General features: G+C 39.4%; 19 protein-coding genes and 1 tRNA gene. 8 read left to right on the top strand and 12 right to left on the bottom strand.

All coding sequences use genetic code 11. The features are described 5' to 3' along the window. Positions 1-5 precede the first annotated feature (5 nt). From FNW07_RS01055 to lepA, 5 genes are all read right to left on the bottom strand, one after another. Entirely contained in the window at positions 6-509 is a 504-nt protein-coding gene (locus FNW07_RS01055) for a DUF6428 family protein (protein ID WP_126742176.1), read from the bottom strand. Between the two features lie 12 nt (positions 510-521). Beyond that, the gene (locus tag FNW07_RS01050; RefSeq protein WP_126742175.1) at positions 522-851 is read right to left on the bottom strand and encodes a helix-turn-helix transcriptional regulator; all 330 of its coding nucleotides are present in this window, start codon (positions 849-851) and stop codon (positions 522-524) included. A 132-nt stretch (positions 852-983) separates the two neighbouring features. Next, positions 984-2,033: a thiamine-phosphate kinase gene (gene thiL, locus FNW07_RS01045; RefSeq protein WP_126742174.1), complete on the bottom strand. Its 1,050-nt coding sequence runs from the start codon at positions 2,031-2,033 to the stop codon at positions 984-986. Positions 2,034-2,122: 89 nt separating this feature from the next. Then, positions 2,123-6,175: a T9SS type B sorting domain-containing protein gene (locus FNW07_RS01040; RefSeq protein WP_126742173.1), complete on the bottom strand. Its 4,053-nt coding sequence runs from the start codon at positions 6,173-6,175 to the stop codon at positions 2,123-2,125. 220 nt (positions 6,176-6,395) lie between these two features. Beyond that, positions 6,396-8,192 carry a translation elongation factor 4 gene (lepA, locus tag FNW07_RS01035; RefSeq protein WP_126742172.1) on the bottom strand — a complete coding sequence of 599 codons (1,797 nt, stop codon included), beginning with the start codon at positions 8,190-8,192 and terminating at the stop codon, positions 6,396-6,398. 410 nt (positions 8,193-8,602) lie between these two features. Between lepA and dusB the strand changes: the two genes are divergently transcribed. The 4 genes from dusB to FNW07_RS01015 all read left to right on the top strand — a co-directional run bounded on the left by dusB (position 8,603) and on the right by FNW07_RS01015 (position 13,734). Further along, a complete protein-coding gene (dusB, locus tag FNW07_RS01030; protein ID WP_126742171.1) occupies positions 8,603-9,604 on the top strand; it encodes a tRNA dihydrouridine synthase DusB in 1,002 nt (333 codons plus the stop codon). A gap of 237 nt (positions 9,605-9,841) precedes the next feature. After that, positions 9,842-12,229, top strand: coding sequence for a PAS domain-containing sensor histidine kinase (locus tag FNW07_RS01025; RefSeq protein ID WP_126742170.1), 2,388 nt, complete (start codon positions 9,842-9,844; stop codon positions 12,227-12,229). Between the two features lie 24 nt (positions 12,230-12,253). Continuing rightward, positions 12,254-12,700, top strand: coding sequence for a response regulator (locus FNW07_RS01020; RefSeq protein ID WP_126742169.1), 447 nt, complete (start codon positions 12,254-12,256; stop codon positions 12,698-12,700). An 11-nt stretch (positions 12,701-12,711) separates the two neighbouring features. Beyond that, positions 12,712-13,734 (top strand): PAS domain-containing protein, encoded by a 1,023-nt coding sequence (locus FNW07_RS01015; protein ID WP_126742168.1) that lies wholly within the window; start codon positions 12,712-12,714, stop codon positions 13,732-13,734. A 6-nt stretch (positions 13,735-13,740) separates the two neighbouring features. Here FNW07_RS01015 and FNW07_RS01010 read toward each other — a convergent pair whose 3' ends face one another. Next, entirely contained in the window at positions 13,741-14,943 is a 1,203-nt protein-coding gene (locus FNW07_RS01010; RefSeq protein ID WP_126742167.1) for an ABC transporter permease, read from the bottom strand. 1 nt (position 14,944) lies between these two features. Continuing rightward, the gene (gene rbfA, locus FNW07_RS01005; protein ID WP_126742166.1) at positions 14,945-15,337 is read right to left on the bottom strand and encodes a 30S ribosome-binding factor RbfA; all 393 of its coding nucleotides are present in this window, start codon (positions 15,335-15,337) and stop codon (positions 14,945-14,947) included. Between the two features lie 199 nt (positions 15,338-15,536). Here rbfA and mce point away from each other — a divergent pair, with 199 nt between their 5' ends. Together mce and FNW07_RS00995 are read left to right on the top strand one after the other, a co-directional pair. Continuing rightward, complete coding sequence (mce, locus tag FNW07_RS01000) at positions 15,537-15,938, top strand: methylmalonyl-CoA epimerase (protein ID WP_126742165.1); 402 nt, start codon at positions 15,537-15,539, stop codon at positions 15,936-15,938. A 113-nt stretch (positions 15,939-16,051) separates the two neighbouring features. Further along, positions 16,052-16,125 (top strand) — tRNA-Ile (locus tag FNW07_RS00995). 194 nt (positions 16,126-16,319) lie between these two features. Here FNW07_RS00995 and FNW07_RS00990 read toward each other — a convergent pair. The 4 genes from FNW07_RS00990 to FNW07_RS13725 form a co-directional block, all read right to left on the bottom strand. Then, a complete protein-coding gene (locus FNW07_RS00990) occupies positions 16,320-17,204 on the bottom strand; it encodes a hypothetical protein (RefSeq protein WP_126743220.1) in 885 nt (294 codons plus the stop codon). Between the two features lie 94 nt (positions 17,205-17,298). Then, positions 17,299-18,495: a hypothetical protein gene (locus tag FNW07_RS00985; protein ID WP_126743221.1), complete on the bottom strand. Its 1,197-nt coding sequence runs from the start codon at positions 18,493-18,495 to the stop codon at positions 17,299-17,301. 182 nt (positions 18,496-18,677) lie between these two features. Next, positions 18,678-19,238: a DUF4468 domain-containing protein gene (locus tag FNW07_RS00980; protein ID WP_126743222.1), complete on the bottom strand. Its 561-nt coding sequence runs from the start codon at positions 19,236-19,238 to the stop codon at positions 18,678-18,680. 709 nt (positions 19,239-19,947) lie between these two features. Next, a complete protein-coding gene (locus tag FNW07_RS13725; RefSeq protein ID WP_158626836.1) occupies positions 19,948-20,118 on the bottom strand; it encodes a hypothetical protein in 171 nt (56 codons plus the stop codon). Between FNW07_RS13725 and FNW07_RS13995 the strand changes: the two genes are divergently transcribed. Next, complete coding sequence (locus FNW07_RS13995) at positions 20,105-20,182, top strand: hypothetical protein (protein WP_370511487.1); 78 nt, start codon at positions 20,105-20,107, stop codon at positions 20,180-20,182. The two genes, FNW07_RS13725 and FNW07_RS13995, sit on opposite strands and share 14 nt — an antisense overlap. A gap of 30 nt (positions 20,183-20,212) precedes the next feature. Here the strand turns inward: FNW07_RS13995 and FNW07_RS00975 are convergent, their stop codons facing one another. Further along, positions 20,213-20,800 (bottom strand): riboflavin synthase, encoded by a 588-nt coding sequence (locus FNW07_RS00975; RefSeq protein ID WP_126743223.1) that lies wholly within the window; start codon positions 20,798-20,800, stop codon positions 20,213-20,215. A 59-nt stretch (positions 20,801-20,859) separates the two neighbouring features. Between FNW07_RS00975 and pdxA the strand changes: the two genes are divergently transcribed. Then, positions 20,860-21,903, top strand: a complete 1,044-nt coding sequence (gene pdxA / locus FNW07_RS00970; protein ID WP_126743224.1) for a 4-hydroxythreonine-4-phosphate dehydrogenase PdxA — start codon at positions 20,860-20,862, stop codon at positions 21,901-21,903. The last annotated feature ends 4 nt before the right edge of the window (positions 21,904-21,907 follow it).

Below are 21,907 nucleotides of genomic sequence, written 5' to 3'. Positions count from 1 at the left end.
TAGATTTAACAACAACCGGAGTTGGGAGCACAACAACTGGTTTCGATTTGGGATAATTTTACTTTTTCTTTTGGTGTCCCACAAGTTTGACCTCTTCCAATGGCTTTGCATTCGGTTTTGTCGGCGGTTAATTTTACAATGATTTCATCCTTGCTTATTTCAAAATCCTGCGGATGCATTTGACGCGTGTCGAAACTGTCATTACCAAACTCGATTTTTACCGGGCTGTGCGGATTTAGCGGAAGCATTTTTTCTACTAAATCAATAATCGAAATGGCTTTCGAAACTTTCATCGAGCGTTCTTCCTCATGAAGTCCTGGTTCCCAAAGTTGTACGATAATTTCTGTCCAGGCATTCATTTTTCCGCCACAATCGACTGATGTGATATTGGCTTGCTTGATTTCCGTGATGTGAAAAGAAGGATGCACTCTTTGGTTTTCCGCAAATTCAAATTGCAGATGAAGTTCCGGATTCTGAGCTAACTGTGTTTTAAAGTCTGTCCAATTCATGATAGTTGTTTTTTAGCAGCAATCCGAAGAGTTGCAGCAGGTTGTTTGCACTAAGTTTATGAAGTTCTGAATTTTCTGAATAACCTTTTCATCCAGGCAATAGCAAATATTATTGCCAGAAATCGTTCCTTTTATAATACCTGTTTTTTTCAATTCGGATAAATGTTTGGAAACCGTAGATTGTGCCAAAGGCAGTACTTCAACGATGTCACCGCAAATGCAAGAAGGTGATATCATCAGGAATTTTACGATTTCCAAACGAGCCGGATGTCCTAAAGCTTTCAGGATTTCGGCCATTTCATTGGTCTCTTCGGAGAAACCGGATGTTTTTGTTATTCCCATATCGCAATATTACGATATAGTTTCCAATTGACAACACTCGATTTTAGTTTTAACAATAAATTAATGGTTGTAGATTTAAAGAAAAAATCCTGACACTAGTATCAGGATTGGTTTAGTGTTTTTGAGAATGTTTTACTCTTCCGTAATAGCATCCCATCCCCTGGCTTTTAATGGGATTCTGGTATTGGCACGCGTTACCAGATGCATTCCTTCACTTTCCTGGGTCATATGACCGATAATGGTAAAGTTCGGATTGCCTTTTATTTTTTCAAAGTCTTCTATGTTAATGGTGAAAAGAAGTTCGTAATCTTCACCTCCATTGATGGCTACGGTTGTACTGTCGATATTAAACTCTTCACAGACATTGATTAATTGGGGATCCAACGGGAGCTTGTCTTCGTATAAATTACAGCCTACATTAGATTGTTTGCACAAATGAATAATTTCAGATGACAATCCATCAGAAATATCAATCATTGCTGTGGGTTTCACCTCCAAAGCATGCAATAAAGTACGGACGTCTTTTCGGGCTTCCGGTTTCAACTGACGTTCAATTAAATACGTGTAGGCTTCTAAATCAGGTTGCGAATTTGGATTTACCTGAAACACTTGTTTTTCGCGTTCCAAAACCTGTAAACCCATATAGGCAGCACCAATATCACCGGAAACCACCAATAAATCGGTTTGCTTAGCACCATTCCGATACACTAATTCGGCTTCATCGGCTTGTCCCAGTACAGTAATACTAATGATTAAACCTTTTTGTGAAGAAGTAGTATCCCCACCAATAACGTCGACATTGTATTCATTTGCGGCAAGCGTAATTCCGTCAAATAACTCTTCAAGAGCTTCCAATGGGAAACGGTTTGAAACGGCTACCGATACCGTAATTTGGGTGGCTTTCGCATTCATCGCACAGATGTCTGAAATATTGACAACAACGGCTTTATATCCCAAATGGCGCAAAGGCATATATGACAAATCGAAATGAACTCCTTCGATTAACAAATCAGTTGAAACGACAATTTTTTTATCTTCAAAATCCAAAACAGCGGCGTCATCTCCGATACCTTTCAACGTTGAGGGTTGATTTATCGAGAAATTCTTGGTTAGATGGTTTATGAGGCCAAATTCTCCTAATTGTGCAATACTAGTTCTTTGTGGGTTTTTATCTTCAATCATTTTATAAAATCTGAGCGGCAAAGGTACGAAAGATGTACAAGTTTATATCATATAAAAGGGAGTCGTTTTTTTTCATCCGAATCGTTATATCAGCGTTTAAGGCTGAAGTGCGCCCGAAATTCCTGATCCCCTGCTTCATTTTTGTAAAAGACCTGAAACCAATAATCACTAGAGGGAAGTTGCTGCCCATTTAAAGTGCCATCCCATCCCGCTCCGGCAGGACTGATTTGTTTTAAGAATTTACCATAACGGTCAAAGATAAATATGGTTGCAGCGGTCTGGTCGTCCAAATCAGGGATATTCCATGTATCATGGTAATTGTCTCCGTTAGGGGTAAAATAGTTGGGGTAATGTAACACGATCACTGTTAACCGAATGTCGCCGCAATCACCTTTGGTATCACGTATTGTAATTATGTGTTCTCCTGATGGGACATTGTAAAATACATTGTCTGTTTGAAAATTTCCGTCGCCCAATTGATAAACATAAGTGCCAAATCCTCCGGTAACAGTTACGATAATATCGATATTTTCTTCAAAAGCGCCGGTGGCAGTGGCGGTTGCAATGGCGATACTCGATTTCTCAACAATAACGGTTGTTGTATTGTAACCACAATCATCCCCAATGTCGGGTGTATTTTTAATGATTTTAACATCGTACGTTCCTTCCTGAGTCGCTGTGAAATCCGGTCCAGTTGCTATCAAAACGCCATTCAGGTACCATTCAACAGTATATATTGCGGGATTCAGACCGGAATTTAATTGTGCCGGACTAAGCAATTCGCCAGTTAAAAAGTCAACGCAAATGACGCCAGGTCGGATAACCAAATCTTTCATTGGATGAATAACGATGTTAAAGTCTTCCTGATCCCAGCAATTCGGATTGGTTGGCGATACTGCATACACATACATTGTTTGGCTGGATGCAATGCTTTGACCAGCTGCGTAGGTGGGTAATGTACCGTTAGGGCCGGCGAAGTAATTTCCTACCGCCAAAGGAGGGAGAATGTAATCCCCGCATTTTTCTATATCAGGCGGACTCGTTACATTAGGAGTCTGTGAAATGGACACGATAAAATCATCTTCGTCGGTACAGGTTAATCGGTTGCCTTTGATAGCATAAACATATACTGTTTGACTGCTTGTCAGGACAGTTCCGGGCGGAATCGAGGGCCCTAGTCCTCCGGGCTGGGAATAGTAATTCCCAACAGTTAATGGACGTAAGGTGTAACTATCACATATAGCAACATCGGCAAAAGTACCTACTTCAACCCCGCTGGCTTCTACTGTAAAACGGGATTCATTGCTGCAAGTGGTAAGGTCGGGCCATTCATTGTAAATGTAAATAATTTGTGAAGTGGAAATTACCGTGCCTGGAGCAATGGCGCTTCCTGTCCCACTTGGCCCGCCTATAGCTGTATAATAGGTTCCGTTAACTAAAGCAGGGAGTGTAAAATCACTACAGGTAAAAACATTGGTAAAACTGTCAACCAATGGAAGCTCCCTGATTTCTACTTCAAAAGCATGCTCGTTCGTACAACCTCCGCCAACTGCATAAATATAAATTGTTTGTGAAGTGGTGATAATATCTCCGGCATTCAGAGGTCCAACGCCACCGGTTTCGGTAAAGTAATTTCCGTTGGTTAATTGAGGTAAGGTATAGCTTTGGCATTCCAGCCTATAAATCGGAGGTGTGTCCACAGGTGGCAGTGGAAAAATAGTGATGGCATAATTTAAATTATCGGTGCAGTTTGCACCTACTGTTACCACTGCATAATAATAAACCGTCTGCGAACTCATAATAGCGGTTCCGGCTGGAATGGGATTCCCTCCACCCGAAGGTAGGTCAAAATATCCCCCAACCGTAATGGCAGGCAAAATGAAACTCCCGCAAGCGTCAACAGGTTGATAAATGGAAGGGTCTATAATGTTGATTGTAACGACATTCTCATTGGTACAAGTCCCATCATCGGCAAAAACATACACATCCTGAGTTGTGCTAATTAAATCCCCGGTGTTTAAAGGGGTTCCCGAACCTCGAGAACCTGTAAAGTAATTGCCGTTTGTAAGTCCCGGCAATGTATATGAATTGCACGTTATCACATCAGCCGGGTCGTCTACAGGAGGTAATGGAAAAACGGTAATAGGCAAAGCTTCATCCCTACACACTACGCCATTAATAACACCATAATAAAAAATGGTCTGACTAGTGCTTAATACAGTTCCCGGAGTAAGTAGTGTGCCCGTTCCGGAGGCACCTGTATAGAAATCGCCGGCAGGCTGAGCTGCAATTATATATTCACCGCATGCCGTATCTTCAAAATCCAGTTCGTCTATGAAAGTCGCCACAAAGGAATTTTGGGCGGTACAGTTTCCAGGGGCTAACGGCCCACTATAAATATAGTAGGTACCGTTGGTACTGATGACATCGCCCGCATTCAGTAATGTTCCGGTTCCATTGGGGCCCGTATAATAATTTCCATTGGCGATGGCAGGTAAAGTATAGTTGCTGCATTCGATTACATCAGCAATATCACTTGCCAGAGGCTCAGGGAAAACGTTGACAATAAAACTAACGATAGTGAAACACCCTAAACTTGAGTTCTCCTCAACCCGAACCCAAAAGGTTTGAGGGGATTGGGCAGGAGTTATTGGATATAAATTTGGGCTCGCAATTGCATTGGTATTGTTTTGAGCATCCGATTGCGAGGTAAAATAAGTTAAGATGAAGTCTGCCTGGCTTTGTCCATTTAGAATTGGAGTGTTCTGAGCCAGTAAATTTACCGGCACACTGGTATTACTGCAAAATCGTAATGGAGGAGGAGCGGTGGCGGTTACATTTGGTTTTACCACTAACCGAAAGGAAAGTAAATTATCGCAAATAAAATTTCCATTAGACAGATGGGTGACTTTAATGTAGATAGTCTGATTCCCTGCGCTGGTGTAGGAATTTAATTGTCCTGCCGGTATTTGTGGTCCGTTAGCATTTGCATTCGCCAGATTGGCAAAATACATGATGGAATAATTTGCCGGATCAATACCCAAACTAGTAAGATTGTTGGTAGTCAGGTCGAATTGATATGTGGCTTGTCCCTTGTTGCAGACCTTTACATCCACCGGGGTATTAGTTTGCAGGTCCGAAAAAACGATTTGATCTGTGATTTCACATCCCGCCGTGGTAGCTTTCACGCCATAGGTTCCCGGTTGGGTTACAGTCAATGTCGCATTGGTTTCATTGATCAGAACAGTATTGTTTAATGTCCATTCATAGGTATACTGAGGGCCAAGTCCGCTATTAAGAATAAAGCTTTCCCCTTGGCACATAGCCTGATCAGGGCCTAAATTCGTCGTGGTGTTAAAGCTTCCACCTTTGATAAAAACAGCGGAATCATAATTGGTGTCGTTATAATCCCCGATAGCTAATTTTATACGATACGTCCGGTTAGGAATTACAGGAGAAGTAGCGCTCAGCAGCACTGTCTGCCCCCTCATATTAATGGCCGATCCTGCCGGATTAGTAACGTTGTATCTGGAAAACAAATTTGGATTCGCGGAAATGCACGAAGAATTGTACGCAGCATCACGGATGTTTAATACCGAAACAGGCGTTGTCGTTCCGGGAATAACGGCAAGATTTGTAGTAGTGCCACTAGTTAAATCAGTCAGTAAAAAAATAAATACATCACTGAAGCCGCATTGATATTCTCCATATTCGTTTGAGGCAAACAGGAATTCGAAGCTAAAATTACTCGATAGAGGGGTAAAATCGAACTGAAGAAAAGCCGCATCGATAATTGGGGCCGTTTGTCCGTTACTATTACTTACTGCTTGTAGGTCGGCATCTCCGGCATTATTTATCTGGCTGCTTTCATTCGTTGCATTGTAAGGCCCTTCGGTGTATTTTGCGATTCCGTTTCGGATGATAACGCCGTTTGCAAAAGGAAAAGATGGATTTGTATTGGTAAATTGTCCGATGCTGCGATGGGAAGAAAACACAAAATTAGATTCATCGGAACATGAGTTTGGCATCAGCTGATTCTCCACTAATTGAGGAATGCTTAAGGCAGTAGTATCTACAACGATTCCCTGCGAAAACGAAACAATAGAAAATAATAAAAGAAGGAGAGATAGAGAATTCCTCATATATTAGTTATATACAACTAAAAGTACGAAATATTTAAAAATAATTTTGACATTTTTAATTAATTTATTTTTGATTCTGAAAACATTGCTGCAATCATTGTGCTTTAATTACATATTTACTTCAAAAAGCGAATAATAGCGCAACAAACCGAGGTTGCTTTCTGCCCATAAAAAAACCCGACAAAGTACATTATCGGGTTTCTTATATGTAGTGGATTTTTTAATCGTTCAGTTTTAAAACCGCCATGAAGGCTTCTTGAGGGATTTCGACATTTCCTACCTGCCGCATTCGTTTTTTACCTTTTTTCTGTTTTTCCAATAATTTACGCTTACGTGAAATATCACCTCCATAACATTTGGCAGTAACATCCTTACGCAAGGCCTTTATGGTTTCTCTCGAAATTACTTTCACCCCGATTGCAGCCTGAATCGGAATATCAAATTGCTGGCGCGGAATCAGTTCTTTCAGCTTCTCACACATCTTCTTTCCAATATGGTACGCATTGTCCACATGTATCAGGGAAGAAAGCGCATCTACAATGGTGGCATTCAAAAGAATATCCACTTTCACCAGATTCGAAGTTCTCATGCCAATTGGTGCATAATCAAAAGACGCATATCCTTTGGAAACCGTTTTCAATCGGTCATAAAAATCAAATACAATTTCCGCCAAAGGCATGTCAAAGGTCAATTCCACACGTTCGGTTGTCAAATACGTTTGGTTGGTAATCAATCCTCTTTTTTCGATACACAACGACATGACGTTACCCACAAAATCCGCTTTGGTGATAATGGTCGCTTTGATATAAGGTTCTTCTACGTGGTCTAATTTGGAAGGTTCCGGTAAGTCAGTAGGGTTGTTCACTACCAAGCCCACTTCCGGATCTTTTTTGGTGTAAGCCAAATACGATACGTTGGGTACAGTCGTGATTACCGTCATGTTAAACTCGCGTTCCAGACGTTCCTGGATAATTTCCATATGTAGCATTCCCAAGAATCCGCAACGGAAACCAAATCCTAATGCTGCCGAGCTTTCCGGTAAGAATACCAAAGAAGCATCATTTAGCTGCAGTTTTTCCATCGAATTTCGAAGCTCTTCATAATCTTCGGTGTCCACTGGGTAAATTCCGGCAAAAACCATTGGTTTTACATCTTCAAAACCTTTGATCATATTGGTGGTTGGTGTTTTCGCATCGGTCAGTGTATCACCTACTTTTACTTCTTTAGCTTCTTTGATTCCCGAAATCAGATAGCCTACATCACCGGCCGAAATGACCTGTTTCGGAACCTGATTCAGTTTCAGGGTTCCAATCTCATCTGCAAAATACTCATTTCCGGTAGCCATGAATTTAATCTTCTGGCCTTTTTTGATTTGTCCGTTTTTGACACGGAAAATAACTTCAATACCGCGGAACGGATTGTAGTGCGAATCAAAAATCAGGGCCTGTAACGGCTCGTCAACATTTCCTTTCGGAGGAGGGATACGCTCAATAATGGCGGCCAGGATATTTTCGACACCCAAGCCGGTCTTACCCGAAGCATGGATGATTTCCTCTAATTTGCAACCCAATAAATCAACGATATCATCGCTCACTTCCTCCGGGTTGGCGCTCGGTAAATCCACTTTATTTAAAATTGGAATAATTTCAAGGTCGTTTTCCAAAGCCAGATACAAATTCGAAATAGTTTGCGCCTGAATACTTTGTGCAGCATCAACAATCAAAAGCGCTCCTTCACAGGCCGCAATCGAACGCGAAACCTCATACGAGAAATCCACGTGACCGGGAGTATCAATCAGGTTCAGGATATAATCCTCCCCTTTATACGTGTATTCCATCTGGATTGCGTGACTCTTGATTGTAATCCCACGTTCCCGTTCCAAATCCATGTTGTCCAGCAATTGTGCTTTTTCCTCACGGGCCGTTACGGTTTGGGTCGCGCCCAGCAATCGGTCGGCCAGGGTGCTTTTTCCGTGGTCAATATGCGCAATTATGCAAAAATTTCTAATATTCTTCATCTTCGTTCTTTGTCTTTTTTTTTGGGCGTTACCACAAGGGTCGGGCTTTCCGTTGCAATCTTTTGTTTTTAAAGGAAAAACAAAAGGATTTCCACTGCAATCCCTAACGCAATCAATCTTTGTCGTCAAATCTAACGCGGGCTATCACTAAAGGTAGTGATTAATCTGCAAATATAGTTTAAATTCAACAGTTTCAAAGCCCCAAGTTTTAATCTGAGAAATTCCTGTAGTTAGATTTCAGAAACAAACAGTTTTCCTCCATAAAGCAGGCAAGATTTTCACCTTCAACAGGGGTTCCGAACTCGCAATTAAAACTTGTCGATGACGAAACAAGCTAATCCATTTATAGTTAAAGCTTCTCTTTTCCAATTTCGGCTAAAAAAGCGTAATTTTGCACCAAAATACAGCAGATGGTCAAGATTGGCAACATAGAATTACCGGATTTCCCTTTATTGCTCGCTCCGATGGAGGATGTGAGCGACCCCCCGTTTCGCCGCCTGTGCAAACAGCATGGCGCCGATTTGATGTACTCGGAATTCATTTCGTCTGAAGGGTTAATTCGTGATGCAGTCAAAAGCCGCAAGAAGCTTGATATTTTTGATTATGAACGCCCGATTGGAATCCAGATTTTTGGCGGGGATGAAGATGCTATGGCACTTTCGGCCAAAATCGTCGAAGCGGTCAACCCCGATTTGGTCGATATCAATTTTGGCTGTCCCGTAAAAAAAGTGGTCTGCAAAGGTGCCGGAGCAGGAGTTTTGAAAGATGTGGATTTAATGGTTCGTCTGACCAAGGCGGTTATCAAAAGCACGCACCTTCCGGTTACGGTAAAGACCCGCTTGGGTTGGGACGAAAACTCCATCAACATTGATGAGGTGGCCGAACGGTTGCAGGATATTGGGGTGCAGGCATTAACCGTGCATGCCAGAACCCGCGCCCAGATGTATAAAGGACATTCCGATTGGACACATGTCGAAAGAGTAAAAAACAATCCCAGAATAACCATGCCTATTTTCGGAAACGGCGATATTGACAGCCCTGAAAAAGCATTGGAATATAAAAACCGTTTCGGTCTCGATGGCATGATGATCGGCCGTGCCGCTATTGGGTATCCTTGGATTTTTGATGAAATCAAGCATTACTTCAAAACCGGAGAGCATCTGCCGGCACCAACTATTACTGATAGAGTAGAGGCGGCCCGTAATCACCTGACCTGGGCAATGGAATGGAAAGGCGAACACGTCGGGATTGTGGAGATGCGCCGTCATTATACCAATTATTTTAAGGGAATTCACGGTTTTAAGGAATACCGCCAACAGTTGGTTACACTCAACGATGCGGAAAGTTTGTTTAAAATGTTGGATTTGATACAGGACGTTTATTCGGATTATCAGTTTGTAAAACAACATTAAAACTTAAAGGATTATATAATATGGCTGCTAACTTAGCGGCCATTTTTTTGCGCCGATATTTTTTTAATAATTTTCAGCATTTCGTTAATTGAAGGAAAATATTCACTATTTTAGTACTTTGACCCAAATAGTCCCACATATAGTCAGACACCAGAACAAAACGTTCGCGAAGTTGGATTAATTCAGATATTAAAAAGTCCCCGATTTAATTGCAGTGTGTAATTTAAGCCAGTCCTAATGACCTTATTTAAAAGATACATAGCGGAAACTGCAGCAATTTCCACAATTGCAATCAGCTGTCTTGGCCTGATAGGATGGTTTTTTGACATTACACTTTTTAAAAGTGTGCTGCCGCACATGGTTTCGATGAAATTCAATTCGGCGTTGTGTTTTTTAATGTCGGGGAGCGCTTTATTATTCCATATCCGCAAAAAGGCAATAGGGGTAACCAAATTTTGTTTTGCCATCGTTTCGGTTGTCGGACTCCTGACTTTTTTTCAATACCTGACCGGCCTGCATTTGGGTATCGATGAATTGTTGTGGAAGGAAGGAACAGATGCCGTAGCTACTTCAACCCCCGGAAGAATGAGTCCCAATACATCCTTATCGTTTTTTTTGTTTGGTGCGGCGATGCTATTTATCAGAAACCAAAAATCACATCCTTACGTGCAGTTGGTCTTGTTCTTGATTTTGTCTTTCTCACTCCTTTCGCTGTTGAGTTTTGTTTTTGGGAACAATTATCTCAATGACATTTCTTCGATAGCTAAAATGGCAATGTTGTCGGCAATTGCTTTCATCGCTTTATGTATTGGCACGTTTTTTTCTCCGGAACTCCGGTATTTGAAATTCTCTTTTGAAAAGAAAGTAGGTGGGGGTTTTGGTGTAGTCGTTCTGATTTTGCTCATTTTGTTTTTTGCGTTCAATAAAAGCAATACCAATTTCATCATGAATGAAATGCAGAAAGAGAACAATCAGGCAGGAATTGAAAATTTCAATCGGATGATTACCTTTTTTCAGGTGATTATCATCCTTGTTCTTGTGGGTTTGTTTTTCATTATCGTACGGACATTCAAGGCGAGAATGAGGGCGGAAGACCTGCTTCAGAAATCAAATGATAAGTTCTCTAAAATGTTCAATCAAAGTCCGATTGCGATGTCCATTACCAAATTCGAGGATGGCCGATTTTTATATGTAAATGATGCTTTTTGCGATATGACAGGTTTTAGGCAGGAAGATATTATTGGAAGAAAATCGGTGGACGTCAATATCGTCCGCGCGGTCGAACGGAATAAGATGATGGAACAGGTTAAAAAAACGGGTGGGAGCGGAAAAGATATTGAATTACAAATCAGAAAAGCCGATGGTAAAAAGATTGATATCTTCTATTCCATCGAAAAAATGGAAATTGACAACCAAATCTGCCTTATTGCCGCATTGGTCAATATAACAGCCCGAAAAAAAGCGGAAGCCGAAATTAAGGAACTCAACGAGAATTTGGAAAAAAGGGTCGAAGAGCGTACCCGGGAAGTAATTGGTAAAGAGGTATATTTCAAAAACATGCTGGACAACCTGATGGAAGGGGTGCAGATTATTGATGCTGATTTTAGGTATACGTATGTCAACAATGCCGCTGCAAATCAAGGACGGTTTTTAAAAGAAGACTTGATCGGCAGTACGATGCCAGAAAAATATCCGGGAGTTGAAAACACTCAATTATTCCGTGTTTTCAATGAGTGTCTCGCTAACAGGACTACCCATCACATGGAAAATGAGTTTGTGTATCCGGATGGTTCCCGTTGCTGGTATGAGTTAAACATACAGCCGGTTCCGGAAGGGATTCTTACCATTTCTACAGATATCACCGAACGGAAAAAAGCAGAGGAAGAAATCCATGAGCTGAATGTGAATCTGGAGCAAAAAGTGGCGGATCGTACCGCAGAATTGGTGGCGGTCAACAAGGAACTGGAATCTTTCTCGTATTCGGTTTCTCATGATTTACGAGCGCCCTTGCGTGCTGTCGATGGATATGCACGGATTTTAAAGGAAGATTATGGCGATAAAATAGACGCCGACGGCCAGCATACGCTGAATGTCATTATGAACAATGCCAAAAAAATGGGGCAATTGATCGATGATCTTTTGGCTTTTTCCCGACTGGGCAAACAAAATTTTATCAAGGTAGATGTCGATATGGATGCGCTGGTACAATCCGTAACGGAGGAGGTACTCAGCCAATCGCCCAAACAGGAAATCGAATTGGATGTTAAACCGCTCTTACACGCCCAGGGTGACAGCAGTATGTTGAAACAGGTCGTTATAAATCTCGTGTCCAATGCTATCAAATACTCCAGCAAAAGGGAAAAATCGATAATCGAAATCGGTTCCTTTAAAGAAAACGGCAGTATCGTGTATTACGTAAAAGACAATGGCGCGGGATTTGACATGCTTTATTATGATAAGATTTTCGGTATTTTTCAACGCCTGCACAGCATGAGTGAATTTGAAGGAACCGGCGTTGGCCTGGCTATTGCCCAACGGATCATAAACAGGCACGGCGGGAAGATTTGGGGAGAAGGCGAGGTGGACCGAGGCGCCACTTTTTATTTTTCCTTACAGAACAATTAAGTACTAAAAGTAAAAAATATAACTATGTCAATCACCATTCACAATATCGAAATCCTGTTGATAGAAGACAATCCCGATGATGCAGGACTCGTAATCAGGGCGCTGAAAAAAAGTAATCTTGCCAACAATCTGGTACATCTTTCGGACGGTGCGGAAGCCCTGGATTTTATTTTTGCGAAAGGGCCATACGCGGACAGAAACGTAGAGGACCGGCCAAACGTTATTTTGTTAGATATCAAAATGCCCAAGGTAGACGGATTTCAGGTACTGCGAACCATCCGGGAGGATGATCGGACAAAAAGTATTCCGGTCGTGATGATGACTTCCTCCAGAGAAGAACAGGATATCGTGGAAAGTTATAAATTAGGGGTAAACAGTTATGTAGTGAAGCCGGTAGGTTTTGAAAATTTCGCCAAGGCAGTGTCCGATTTGGGACTATATTGGTTACTAGTGAATCAGGCGCCACAATAATTATAATCTGTATGGACAGGCATTTAAAAATATTATTTGTTGAAGACTCTCAAACCGATGTGGACCTTATCCAGTGGGAATTAAAGAAGGGCGGAATTAATTTTGCGGGAAAAACAGTGGACTGCAGGGTTGGTTTTGAAGAAGCCCTCACCAGTTTTAATCCGGATGTGATTCTGTGCGATCATTCATTGCCCCAATTCAATTCCCAGGAGGCATTAAAGATTTATAAAGACTTTAATTATTCCATCCCGTTTATCTTGGTAACGGGTGCCGTATCAGAAGAATTTGCGGTCAAAATGATTAAGGAAGGAGCAGATGATTACATTCTCAAAAGTAATTTAATGCGGCTATCCTCGGCTATAATACATGCCCTTAAAACCCGAAAGGCGGAACACGAAAGAGAAAAGGCGTTTGAGGAAATCAAGCAGAAGAATGTCTTTATGGAACAGTTGATGAATTCGCAGCCGGTCGTGTTTTATATTGCCAAAGCCGATAGCGACCATGCGATTACTTCAATAAGCGATAATGTACAAAATATTACGGGCTATACAGCGAAACAATTTCTAGACAATCCGGAGATCTGGCCTGGAAATGTACATCCTGATGATGCCGAAAAACTATTAAATTACAAGGAAGAAAAGCAAGGTCTGAGTGGTAGTATTGAGTATCGGTGGCAATGTGCCGATGGAACCTGGAAGTGGTTTCTGGATAATTTTACCTTTGTAAAAGATAAAAATGGAGAAAATCATATCCATGGTGCCTGGATAGAAATCTCTGACCTGAAAAATGCCGGTTTGCAGAAATTGGAAAATATAAAAGGACTCGAAGAAATGCTTTTTATGACCTCTCATAAAGTGCGGCAGTCCATCACACAAATAGTAGGACTTACGGATCTAATCAGCGCAAAAACGAATTCAGAGGCAGATGTAAAAAGAATAATCGAGTATATGAAAGAACCGGCCCATTACTTAGAAGTATTCACCAGGGAGTTAACGACTTTCATGGAGGATTTGAAGGAAAAAAATAAAAACTAGAATTTCTTACGATTCCAATAATCCTTTAGTCACGCGACTGCTGGCAATCAGCGAAGCGATGAATCCCAACGGAACAATAGTCGCCAATACAATCAATACATTTTTAACAGAGAAAACCACCGGATACGCCAGGCTTGGCGTAATCATAATGAGGCTGAATTGCTGCTGGACTATTACGAAGATAATCCCCAGAACCAATCCCAAAAGTCCCCCGATAATGCTCAGTAATGTCCCCTGAAACAAAAATATTTTTCGTAAATCCTTAACTTCTGTCCCTAAACTGTACATCGTTTTCAGATTGCTTTTCTTGTCGATAATCATCATGATGATGGCTCCCGCAAGGGTAAATAAGGTAAGCACAATAACCAGCGTACAAATCAGATACAGAATCGTATTTTCCGTGTTCAGCATCTTATAAAGGGAATCGTTCAGCTGCTTCCTGTTTTTAACGGTAATTTTGTTGTTGTAAATTTTCTGAAGCTGCTCCTTTATTTTTTCTTCATCAGCGCCAGGTTTTAGCTTCAATTCGATTCCTGAAACCTGGTTCGCTTTCCAGCCCACCAATTCCTGGGTCAGCGTCAGATCAGCGAAAACATATTTTGAATCCAATTCCTCACTGATGGCGTAAATCCCCACCGGATATAATTCTGATTTGGTGAATGCCTGCTCAGGACTGTCAATCGTTCCTCTTCCTGATTTGGGTACAAAAACCTCAAAAGCATTATTGAAATCCATCAGGCCTAACGATAATTTTTGGGTAATGCCATAACCGACCACCACTTGAGCGGTACTGTCAGCAAACCATTGCCCCTGGTATATGACTTCTTTCAAATCATTCACTTCCCGGTAATGTTTGTCAACGCCTTTGATGAAAGTCACCTGTTCTTTTCCGGCGAACATGAAAAGCACGCGCTCTTCCACAATTTTACTTGAGGCCACAACGCCGTCAATATTTTTAATGTCGGTCTGTTGACGGGGAGAAACGGTAAAGGATTTACCTAAAGTGGAGCTGATTTTCAAATCGGGATCAAAATCATTGCTGAAGGACAGACTGAAATCAATCAAACCGCTGAAAATCGACAAAGCCACAAACAAAACCATCGACCCGACAATAATTCCAAGCGATGCGATGATATTGATAATATTTATCGCATTGTTTTTACTGGCGCTTCTGAGGTAGCGTTTGGCTATGTATAACGAAAAATTCAAATTATGATTTTCTTCGTTTTTCTAAAAGTTCACGGTTTTCAATCGGGTTTTCTTTGGCGGCAAGCGCATTATCTATTTTTTCGATATAGTCCAAAGAGTCATCGATAAAGAAAGTTAAATTCGGCACTTTACGCAATTGCAAACGTACTCTTTGCGACAAATCGTGCTTGATTAATTTGGTATTGCTTTTTATAGCGGCCAATGTTTCGGCTGCTTTATCCTGGGGAAAAATGCTTAAATGAACCGTAGCGACTGATAAATCAGACGTTACGTTAACCTTGGATACCGAAATCACTAAATTAGAAATCCCGTTTTTTCTCACTTCACCCTGCAGGATATCCGCCAAATCCTGTTGGAGTACCCCGCCTATTTTTTTCTGTCTATTTGTTTCCATGGTGCAAAAATACGATTTTTAAGTTTCAAAGTTTTTATCTTTGCATAATTATTAGGAGCGAAAGGCCTGAGTGTCTTTATTTATCGTATTCCTGCTGTTCGCTGTATCCACGTAAAAAAGCGTGGGATGCCGCTGCCATCAGGGCTAAAAGATGAGTTTTCGGCTTCTTTATTTAATTTGGTAACCCTTTGTAATATAGATGAGAAAAATAGAACATATCGGAATAGCAGTCAAAGATCTGGAAGTATCCAATCTTCTTTTTGAAAAACTCTTCGGCGCACCGCCATACAAATCCGAAGAAGTGGCCAGCGAAGGCGTCAAAACTTCGTTCTTTCTGAATGGTCCCAACAAAATAGAACTGCTGGAAGCCACCAATCCGGAAAGTCCCATTGCCAAGTTCATCGAGAAAAAAGGGGAAGGCATCCATCATATCGCTTTTGATGTGGAGGATATTGTATCGGAAATCGCCCGTTTGCAAAAAGAAGGGTTTGTGGTACTGAACGAAACGCCCAAAAAAGGGGCCGACAATAAGCTCGTGGCCTTCCTGCACCCGAAAGGAACCAATGGCGTGCTGATCGAATTGTGTCAGGAAATCCGGTAGCAGAAACTGGTTCCTAAAGATTTAAAAATCAATTGTTCCAAAAATAGAACCGCTAAAAAGCAAAAAATATTTGGAGCCGACCAAAAATAGTAGTAATATTGCAACTCTTAACCGGTCCTATAGCTCAGCTGGTTAGAGCACCTGACTCATAATCAGGTGGTCCCTGGTTCGAGCCCAGGTGGGACCACGATTTACATTTAAAAAGCCTTATAAACATTTCGTTTGTAAGGCTTTTTTATTTGCTGGGGCGGAATGAGGGGCGGAATTATTATGAATATTCAAAAATGGTTTTGGACATTAAATAAAAAAAACCTCTAAATGAGGTTTCTTATTGAATAAAGCGCTACAGCCCGATGTTATTAATTTCAAAAAGTGTCAATTTCACGAGATGGGAGGAATCTTTCCCAAAACCCCAGTATGTCTAACTTTAGATTCTATGTCCATTGCGAACTCCTCTACTATTTCAATTATGTCATCAATTGTACTTTCAGTTATTCTTATGACGTTGCCCTCTTTATCTTTGCCATTTCTATGGACCATATCATGTCGAGTTTTTATAATTGACATCAAATCTGCTATTTCAGGAAATTGTATTTTTAGACTGTCTTGATACATGTTTCGAACTTTAGGCAAATCATGGTATATTACATCAACCAATTCTTTTTTAACAATATCATTTATTTTATCTAATTCTTGATAAATATCATTAAGACTAAATTTCCTTTCTTTTATTTTTGGATTTGTCTTAACAAAGTTTTTAAAGTTTTCTTCTTTGTTCAATACTTCGTTAATTAATGTTGAAGACAAATAATCTTCCAAACAACTTATAACACTGGAATATATTTGACGTAAAAGTGTGTTTTGAAGTTCTTTACTTTTTAAATCAACATCATTGAGAGATTTTAGATTTTCCATCTCCACGAGGAAGATATCATAATAATCAGAGCCACTTAATATTGAATCAATTTGCTCATTATAGTAGTCATCATTATCAGAATTCTCTATAATATCTAAAATATCTAGACTAGGAACATCAGATATTTCAACATATGAATCTGAAAACGCAACGTTAACAGAAATGTCAAACTCTTTTTCGCAATGAGAACAATAAGCATATTCATTGCTTTGATTGTTTGCATCATCTACGAGATAATTTAGTTTTGGAAGAAATAATTCTTCGCTTGTGATTTCATGTCCGCAACCATTACATTTGAAAACTATCTCGATGGATTTAGCGCCAAAAGGAAAAAATTCTCGGTATCCCATTTTTTAAATATTACTACAACCTTCCGTTTTATTTTAGGCAGGTAAACTAATGTCAAATATATAAAAAGAACTTTAGCTAAACCTTAAATCCACACTAGTTAAAACTCCTGTAAATTGTTTTTATTTTTTCTAATATTTCTTCTAAATTATAACCTGGTCTCACTTCTATTAAAGTGCAGTTATTAAGTTCGCACTTCTTCTTTTTTTGTTCATCTCTGATCAAATTATTTGCAAATGCAATTTCGCCTCCGAAATATTCAACGGCTATATCATGTTGCTTACCTTGATATTCTATTGCAATATTTAGTTTGGGAATCCAGACATCAAAATGTTGTCTTCCTAACCATTCGGGTCTGCCGTGATGAATTATTTCCAAGTCATTAAAATATGTTTTGATTTTATAATATAATTCGGTTTCGCTTATCCAACCTTCTCCAATAAGTTTCGCGCCAATTATTTTTCTGTATTCATTTTCTCCCTCTCGCAGTAATCTACTAGCTTCCGAGCTTATTGCTTCATAAATAAATGCCTTGGAGCAATTCCCGTTTTTAAGTTTTGCACCTCCTATTTTATTTATATCATACCAATTATAAATAGATAAAAACTTTTTATTGTGCTCAAAGAATTTTTTGTAATAATCAAAAGGGAAAGTTTCTAGATTTTTGGTATAATTAAATTTCTTGTAGAATTGTTCAAAGAAACTTTGCCCAGTACTTTCAGAAAGAATTATAGATAATATCTTGAATACTTCATTTCTATTTTTTTTTCCAAACTCGGTAAGTTGATTGTCCTTTTTTGCCATATGAAAGATTTGTTTTCCATCGACAATTTTTCTTTTAAGTCTTTTTTCAAAATCCATAAGAATAGATATATGGTTTGGGCCATATGTAACATCATTTTCCCACATTTCAAAGTTTAAAACATTCCATTCATTCCAAGCTTCTTCAAAATGCTCTATTGAAATTAGAAAGTCAACAAAAATATCGTGCAAATGAGAGCGAAAAAGATTTTTGTAGAATTTTTTTATAATTTGATATTGACTTGTAAAAAATTCTAAATCTTTGTGAAAATAATATTCTTTTTCAAGGTCTTTAAATAGTTGTTTTAGATACTTGTCATTATGCAGCCAAAAACCTTGATTCTCCATAACAATAGGTTCTCCTTTTAGAAATGCATTTTTGAAAAAGTCATAAAACTTTTTACCTTCTTCACTTTTTTTAGAAGTAATATTCCCTTTTGAATCTAATTCGAAATAAGATGGGATTGATTTGTTATAATCTACAGTGTTCATTTCTTGCAGGTTTCTTTTTCAAATATATACAAAAGCACCTGCAAATCTTCAATGGCGATTATTTTTATAAATTTCGAGGCTTCTCGATTTATCAGTGAACTGAACTAGCGTCGATGCCTTTTAAAAACTAAATTTACAAAAAAAGCCCCTCTAATTTAGAAGGGCTTGAATTAAATTTTTTTCTACCAATCGCTTTTTTTGCCACCAGCCTGGCCGTGTAATATAAAATCTTTCAGGTTTCTGTTCAGGTCGTTAAAAAAGACCGGGATCATTTCCGGGTAATATTTATAAACGGTTTTTGTTTCGCCTTTCTTATTATAATAGGCTTCGAGGTTCTTAAGCTCTGTGGTCGCCCAGCCTCCCGCGCCATTTTCTCCGGGAGGGGAATAAACACTGATATCGGTAACATCCAATTTGTATTTCCCGTCTTTGAAGGTTATTTCTATCTGATATTTGGCCTCGCGCGGAATTTTTCCGGCAGAATTCACATTGATTAAAGATTTGCTTACTCCCTCAAAACGGATGAATTCATTTTCCTTTTGCGACTTAATGGCTTCTTTCGGGTTTTTATATGTAGCACCAATCCATTCCAACGTTTTTTTATACAATTCCGTCTGCGATTTATTTTCGATAGTCGTGATGATGTAATCGGTAAAGCCCTCTTTTGCAAATTTAAATTCGGTTTCCTGGCCAAAAGACAGTGTGGTGAGTGTTAGCAACGATAATAAAATAATTTTTCTCATGATAAATTGGGGTTAAATCCAAAACTATCAATTTAAAATTGATTTTGCAAATGTTTATTTGTTTCTATTGGTCCAGTTTTCATGAGTCATTTCAAACTTAATTTAAACTTTTCCGTGGATGCCGATTTCTCTCCAGCCCGCTTTTCTGTAAAACGTTTGGCTTTTGTGTTTGGCCAAACCGTATCGTTCGTCTGGCTGAAATACCAGCCCAGCATAATGTTGTGAAGCTTTTGTCTAATGCCTTGTTTTCTAAACTCCGGTCGTGCAAATACGGCCCAGAAATTAATGTCTTATAGGTCAACAATCGGAACCAACAATTTCATTATTGATTGCAGACACCCAGCCTTTTCCTCTTAAGGTTATAAATTCTGCACAATCGGCATCTGTGAACAGGTCGGAGTTGGATTGTCGTTGGTGTAGCTTTTCGAATAATCAATAAGGTTAAAATTACTTTGTGTTAAGCAAGGTTTAACATACCCCTTTTTAGTTGAATTTTAGAATAGGATTTTTATTAATTTAACAATAAAAAAGCTTAAATTTATATAGTATTTTGATTGTTTCTTCAAAACATAATGAAACCCGCCAAATCTTATTTAGATTATTATAATAATTACTGGGAGTCTAATGTTTCAACAAAAGACTCTATGGTTGTTTATATTTTTTTGTTTTTTTTAATTTTTTTGTTATTTTTTTTTGATAGATGGAATTTTTATTTACTTTTACGCCCTATGAAAATCGCAAGAAATAAGCTTTTGGGTGTTTTAGGCATGTTGTTTACATGTGTGAGTAGTTTTGCTGCTCCCGCAGATCCGCCACCGCCCACACCACCGCCACCACCGGGACTCCCGATTGATGGAGGTGTTTTAGTGTTGCTTTTCATCTCAGTATTATTTGGTCTTTATAAGCTATATCAGTTTAATCTCAATAAGAAAACTCCAGTGTAAACTGGAGTTTTTTGTTTTTATATGTCTCTTTTATCGCACGGAATGTAATTTAGAGACATATTTTCCGATAACATCAAATTCCAGATTGACTTTTGTTCCTATTCTGAAATTTTTAAAGTTCGTGTGCTCATAGGTATACGGGATGATGGCTACGCTAAACTCACTTATTTGAGAATTCACCACAGTCAGGCTGACCCCATTAATGGTGATGGACCCTTTTTCGATGGTATGATTGTTTAATTTTTTATCATATTTAAAAGTAAAATACCAGCTTCCATTCGCTTCCTCAATGGATTTGCAGATTCCAATCTGGTCCACATGCCCTTGAACAAGATGTCCGTCCAGTCTGTCGCCCAACTTCATGCCTCGCTCCAGATTGATCATGTCGCCGGATTTCCATTCCGAAACATTGGTTTTATCCATGGTTTCCCGAATCGCGGTAACCGTATAGCTGTTCGAATCAATGGCCACGACCGTCAGACAAACGCCATTATGGGACACACTCTGGTCAATTTTGAGTGCTTCCGTAAGGGATGAAGCCACTGTTATATGAAGGTTGTCTTTTTCTTTGCGGATTTCTTGTATCGTGCCAAGGGTTTCTATAATTCCTGTAAACATTTCTTGTTTTATTTTACTAAATTTGCAACTTCAAAATTAGCAATAAATAACGTGTCGTCATGGTGAAAAAAGCAGAAAATATAATCGTTGGAATTTCGATTGGAGATTTAAACGGTATTGGAAGCGAAGTTATACTCAAAACTTTCGAAGATTCCCGAATGCTGGAACTTTGCACCCCTGTTATTTTTGCTAATGTAAAAATCCTTTCGTTTGCCAGAAAAAATTTCGAATCTACAGCCGCTTTACACGGTATTGATAATTTGGATCAGATCCTTCCGGGGAAAATAAACGTGCTGAATGTCTGGAAAGAAGGAGTCGATGTGAATTTCGGAACCAATGATGAAAATGCCGGGAAATATGCCGTCAAATCGTTTGTTGCGGCAACAAGTGCTTTAAAAGAAGGTTTGGTTGATGTATTGGTAACAGCTCCCATCAACAAATTTAACATACAGTCGGAAGAATTTAAATTTCCGGGACATACCGATTATCTGGATCAGGAATTGGAAGGAAATGCGTTAATGTTGATGGTTCAGGATAATTTGAGGGTAGGTCTTCTGACCGATCATATTCCGGTAAATGAAGTGGCATCGCATCTGACGGAAGATTTAATCAGAAAAAAAATCGAAACGGTTAAGCAATCGCTGATTCAGGATTTCAGCATCAATAAGCCAAAAATTGCCGTTCTGGGACTTAATCCGCATGCTGGTGATGGCGGTGTAATCGGTCAGGAAGAGAATGAAATTATGAAACCGGCCATCAAAAAATTATTTGAAAAAGGAACCATGGTTTTTGGTCCTTATGCTGCGGATGGTTTTTTTGGAAGCAACCAATACGAAAAATTTGATGCGATAATAGCAACCTATCACGATCAGGGACTGATTCCGTTCAAAACATTGTCATTTGGTAAAGGCGTAAATTATACCGCAGGACTGAATAAAATCAGAACTTCTCCGGATCATGGGACCGCTTATGATTTGGCTGGAAAAAATATGGCTGACCCTAATTCGTTTAAAGAAGCCGTTTATTTGGCAATTGATATCTATAATTCACGAAATGAATACGCGGAGATCAGTAAAAAGCCGCTAAAAACAAAAGAAAAGTAGTTGT

The organism is Flavobacterium sp. GT3R68 (assembly GCF_007109225.1).
Lineage (GTDB): Bacteria > Bacteroidota > Bacteroidia > Flavobacteriales > Flavobacteriaceae > Flavobacterium.
This window is presented reverse-complemented; position numbering and strand designations above follow the sequence as displayed.

Bases quoted from the DNA above. Each gene is read 5' to 3' on its own strand.
- FNW07_RS01015 (WP_126742168.1), top strand. From the start codon at position 12,712: ATGGACAGGCATTTAAAAATATTATTTGTTGAAGACTCTCAAACCGAT.
- FNW07_RS13725 (WP_158626836.1), bottom strand. From the start codon at position 20,118: ATGAAAAGCAACACTAAAACACCTCCATCAATCGGGAGTCCCGGTGGT.
- FNW07_RS00985 (WP_126743221.1), bottom strand. From the start codon at position 18,495: ATGAACACTGTAGATTATAACAAATCAATCCCATCTTATTTCGAATTA.
- FNW07_RS01040 (WP_126742173.1), bottom strand. From the start codon at position 6,175: ATGAGGAATTCTCTATCTCTCCTTCTTTTATTATTTTCTATTGTTTCG.
- FNW07_RS00980 (WP_126743222.1), bottom strand. From the start codon at position 19,238: ATGAGAAAAATTATTTTATTATCGTTGCTAACACTCACCACACTGTCT.
- dusB (WP_126742171.1), top strand. From the start codon at position 8,603: ATGGTCAAGATTGGCAACATAGAATTACCGGATTTCCCTTTATTGCTC.
- FNW07_RS01020 (WP_126742169.1), top strand. From the start codon at position 12,254: ATGTCAATCACCATTCACAATATCGAAATCCTGTTGATAGAAGACAAT.
- FNW07_RS00990 (WP_126743220.1), bottom strand. From the start codon at position 17,204: ATGGGATACCGAGAATTTTTTCCTTTTGGCGCTAAATCCATCGAGATA.
- thiL (WP_126742174.1), bottom strand. From the start codon at position 2,033: ATGATTGAAGATAAAAACCCACAAAGAACTAGTATTGCACAATTAGGA.
- FNW07_RS01055 (WP_126742176.1), bottom strand. From the start codon at position 509: ATGAATTGGACAGACTTTAAAACACAGTTAGCTCAGAATCCGGAACTT.
- FNW07_RS01025 (WP_126742170.1), top strand. From the start codon at position 9,842: ATGACCTTATTTAAAAGATACATAGCGGAAACTGCAGCAATTTCCACA.
- FNW07_RS01050 (WP_126742175.1), bottom strand. From the start codon at position 851: ATGGGAATAACAAAAACATCCGGTTTCTCCGAAGAGACCAATGAAATG.
- pdxA (WP_126743224.1), top strand. From the start codon at position 20,860: ATGGTGAAAAAAGCAGAAAATATAATCGTTGGAATTTCGATTGGAGAT.
- lepA (WP_126742172.1), bottom strand. From the start codon at position 8,192: ATGAAGAATATTAGAAATTTTTGCATAATTGCGCATATTGACCACGGA.
- mce (WP_126742165.1), top strand. From the start codon at position 15,537: ATGAGAAAAATAGAACATATCGGAATAGCAGTCAAAGATCTGGAAGTA.
- rbfA (WP_126742166.1), bottom strand. From the start codon at position 15,337: ATGGAAACAAATAGACAGAAAAAAATAGGCGGGGTACTCCAACAGGAT.
- FNW07_RS00975 (WP_126743223.1), bottom strand. From the start codon at position 20,800: ATGTTTACAGGAATTATAGAAACCCTTGGCACGATACAAGAAATCCGC.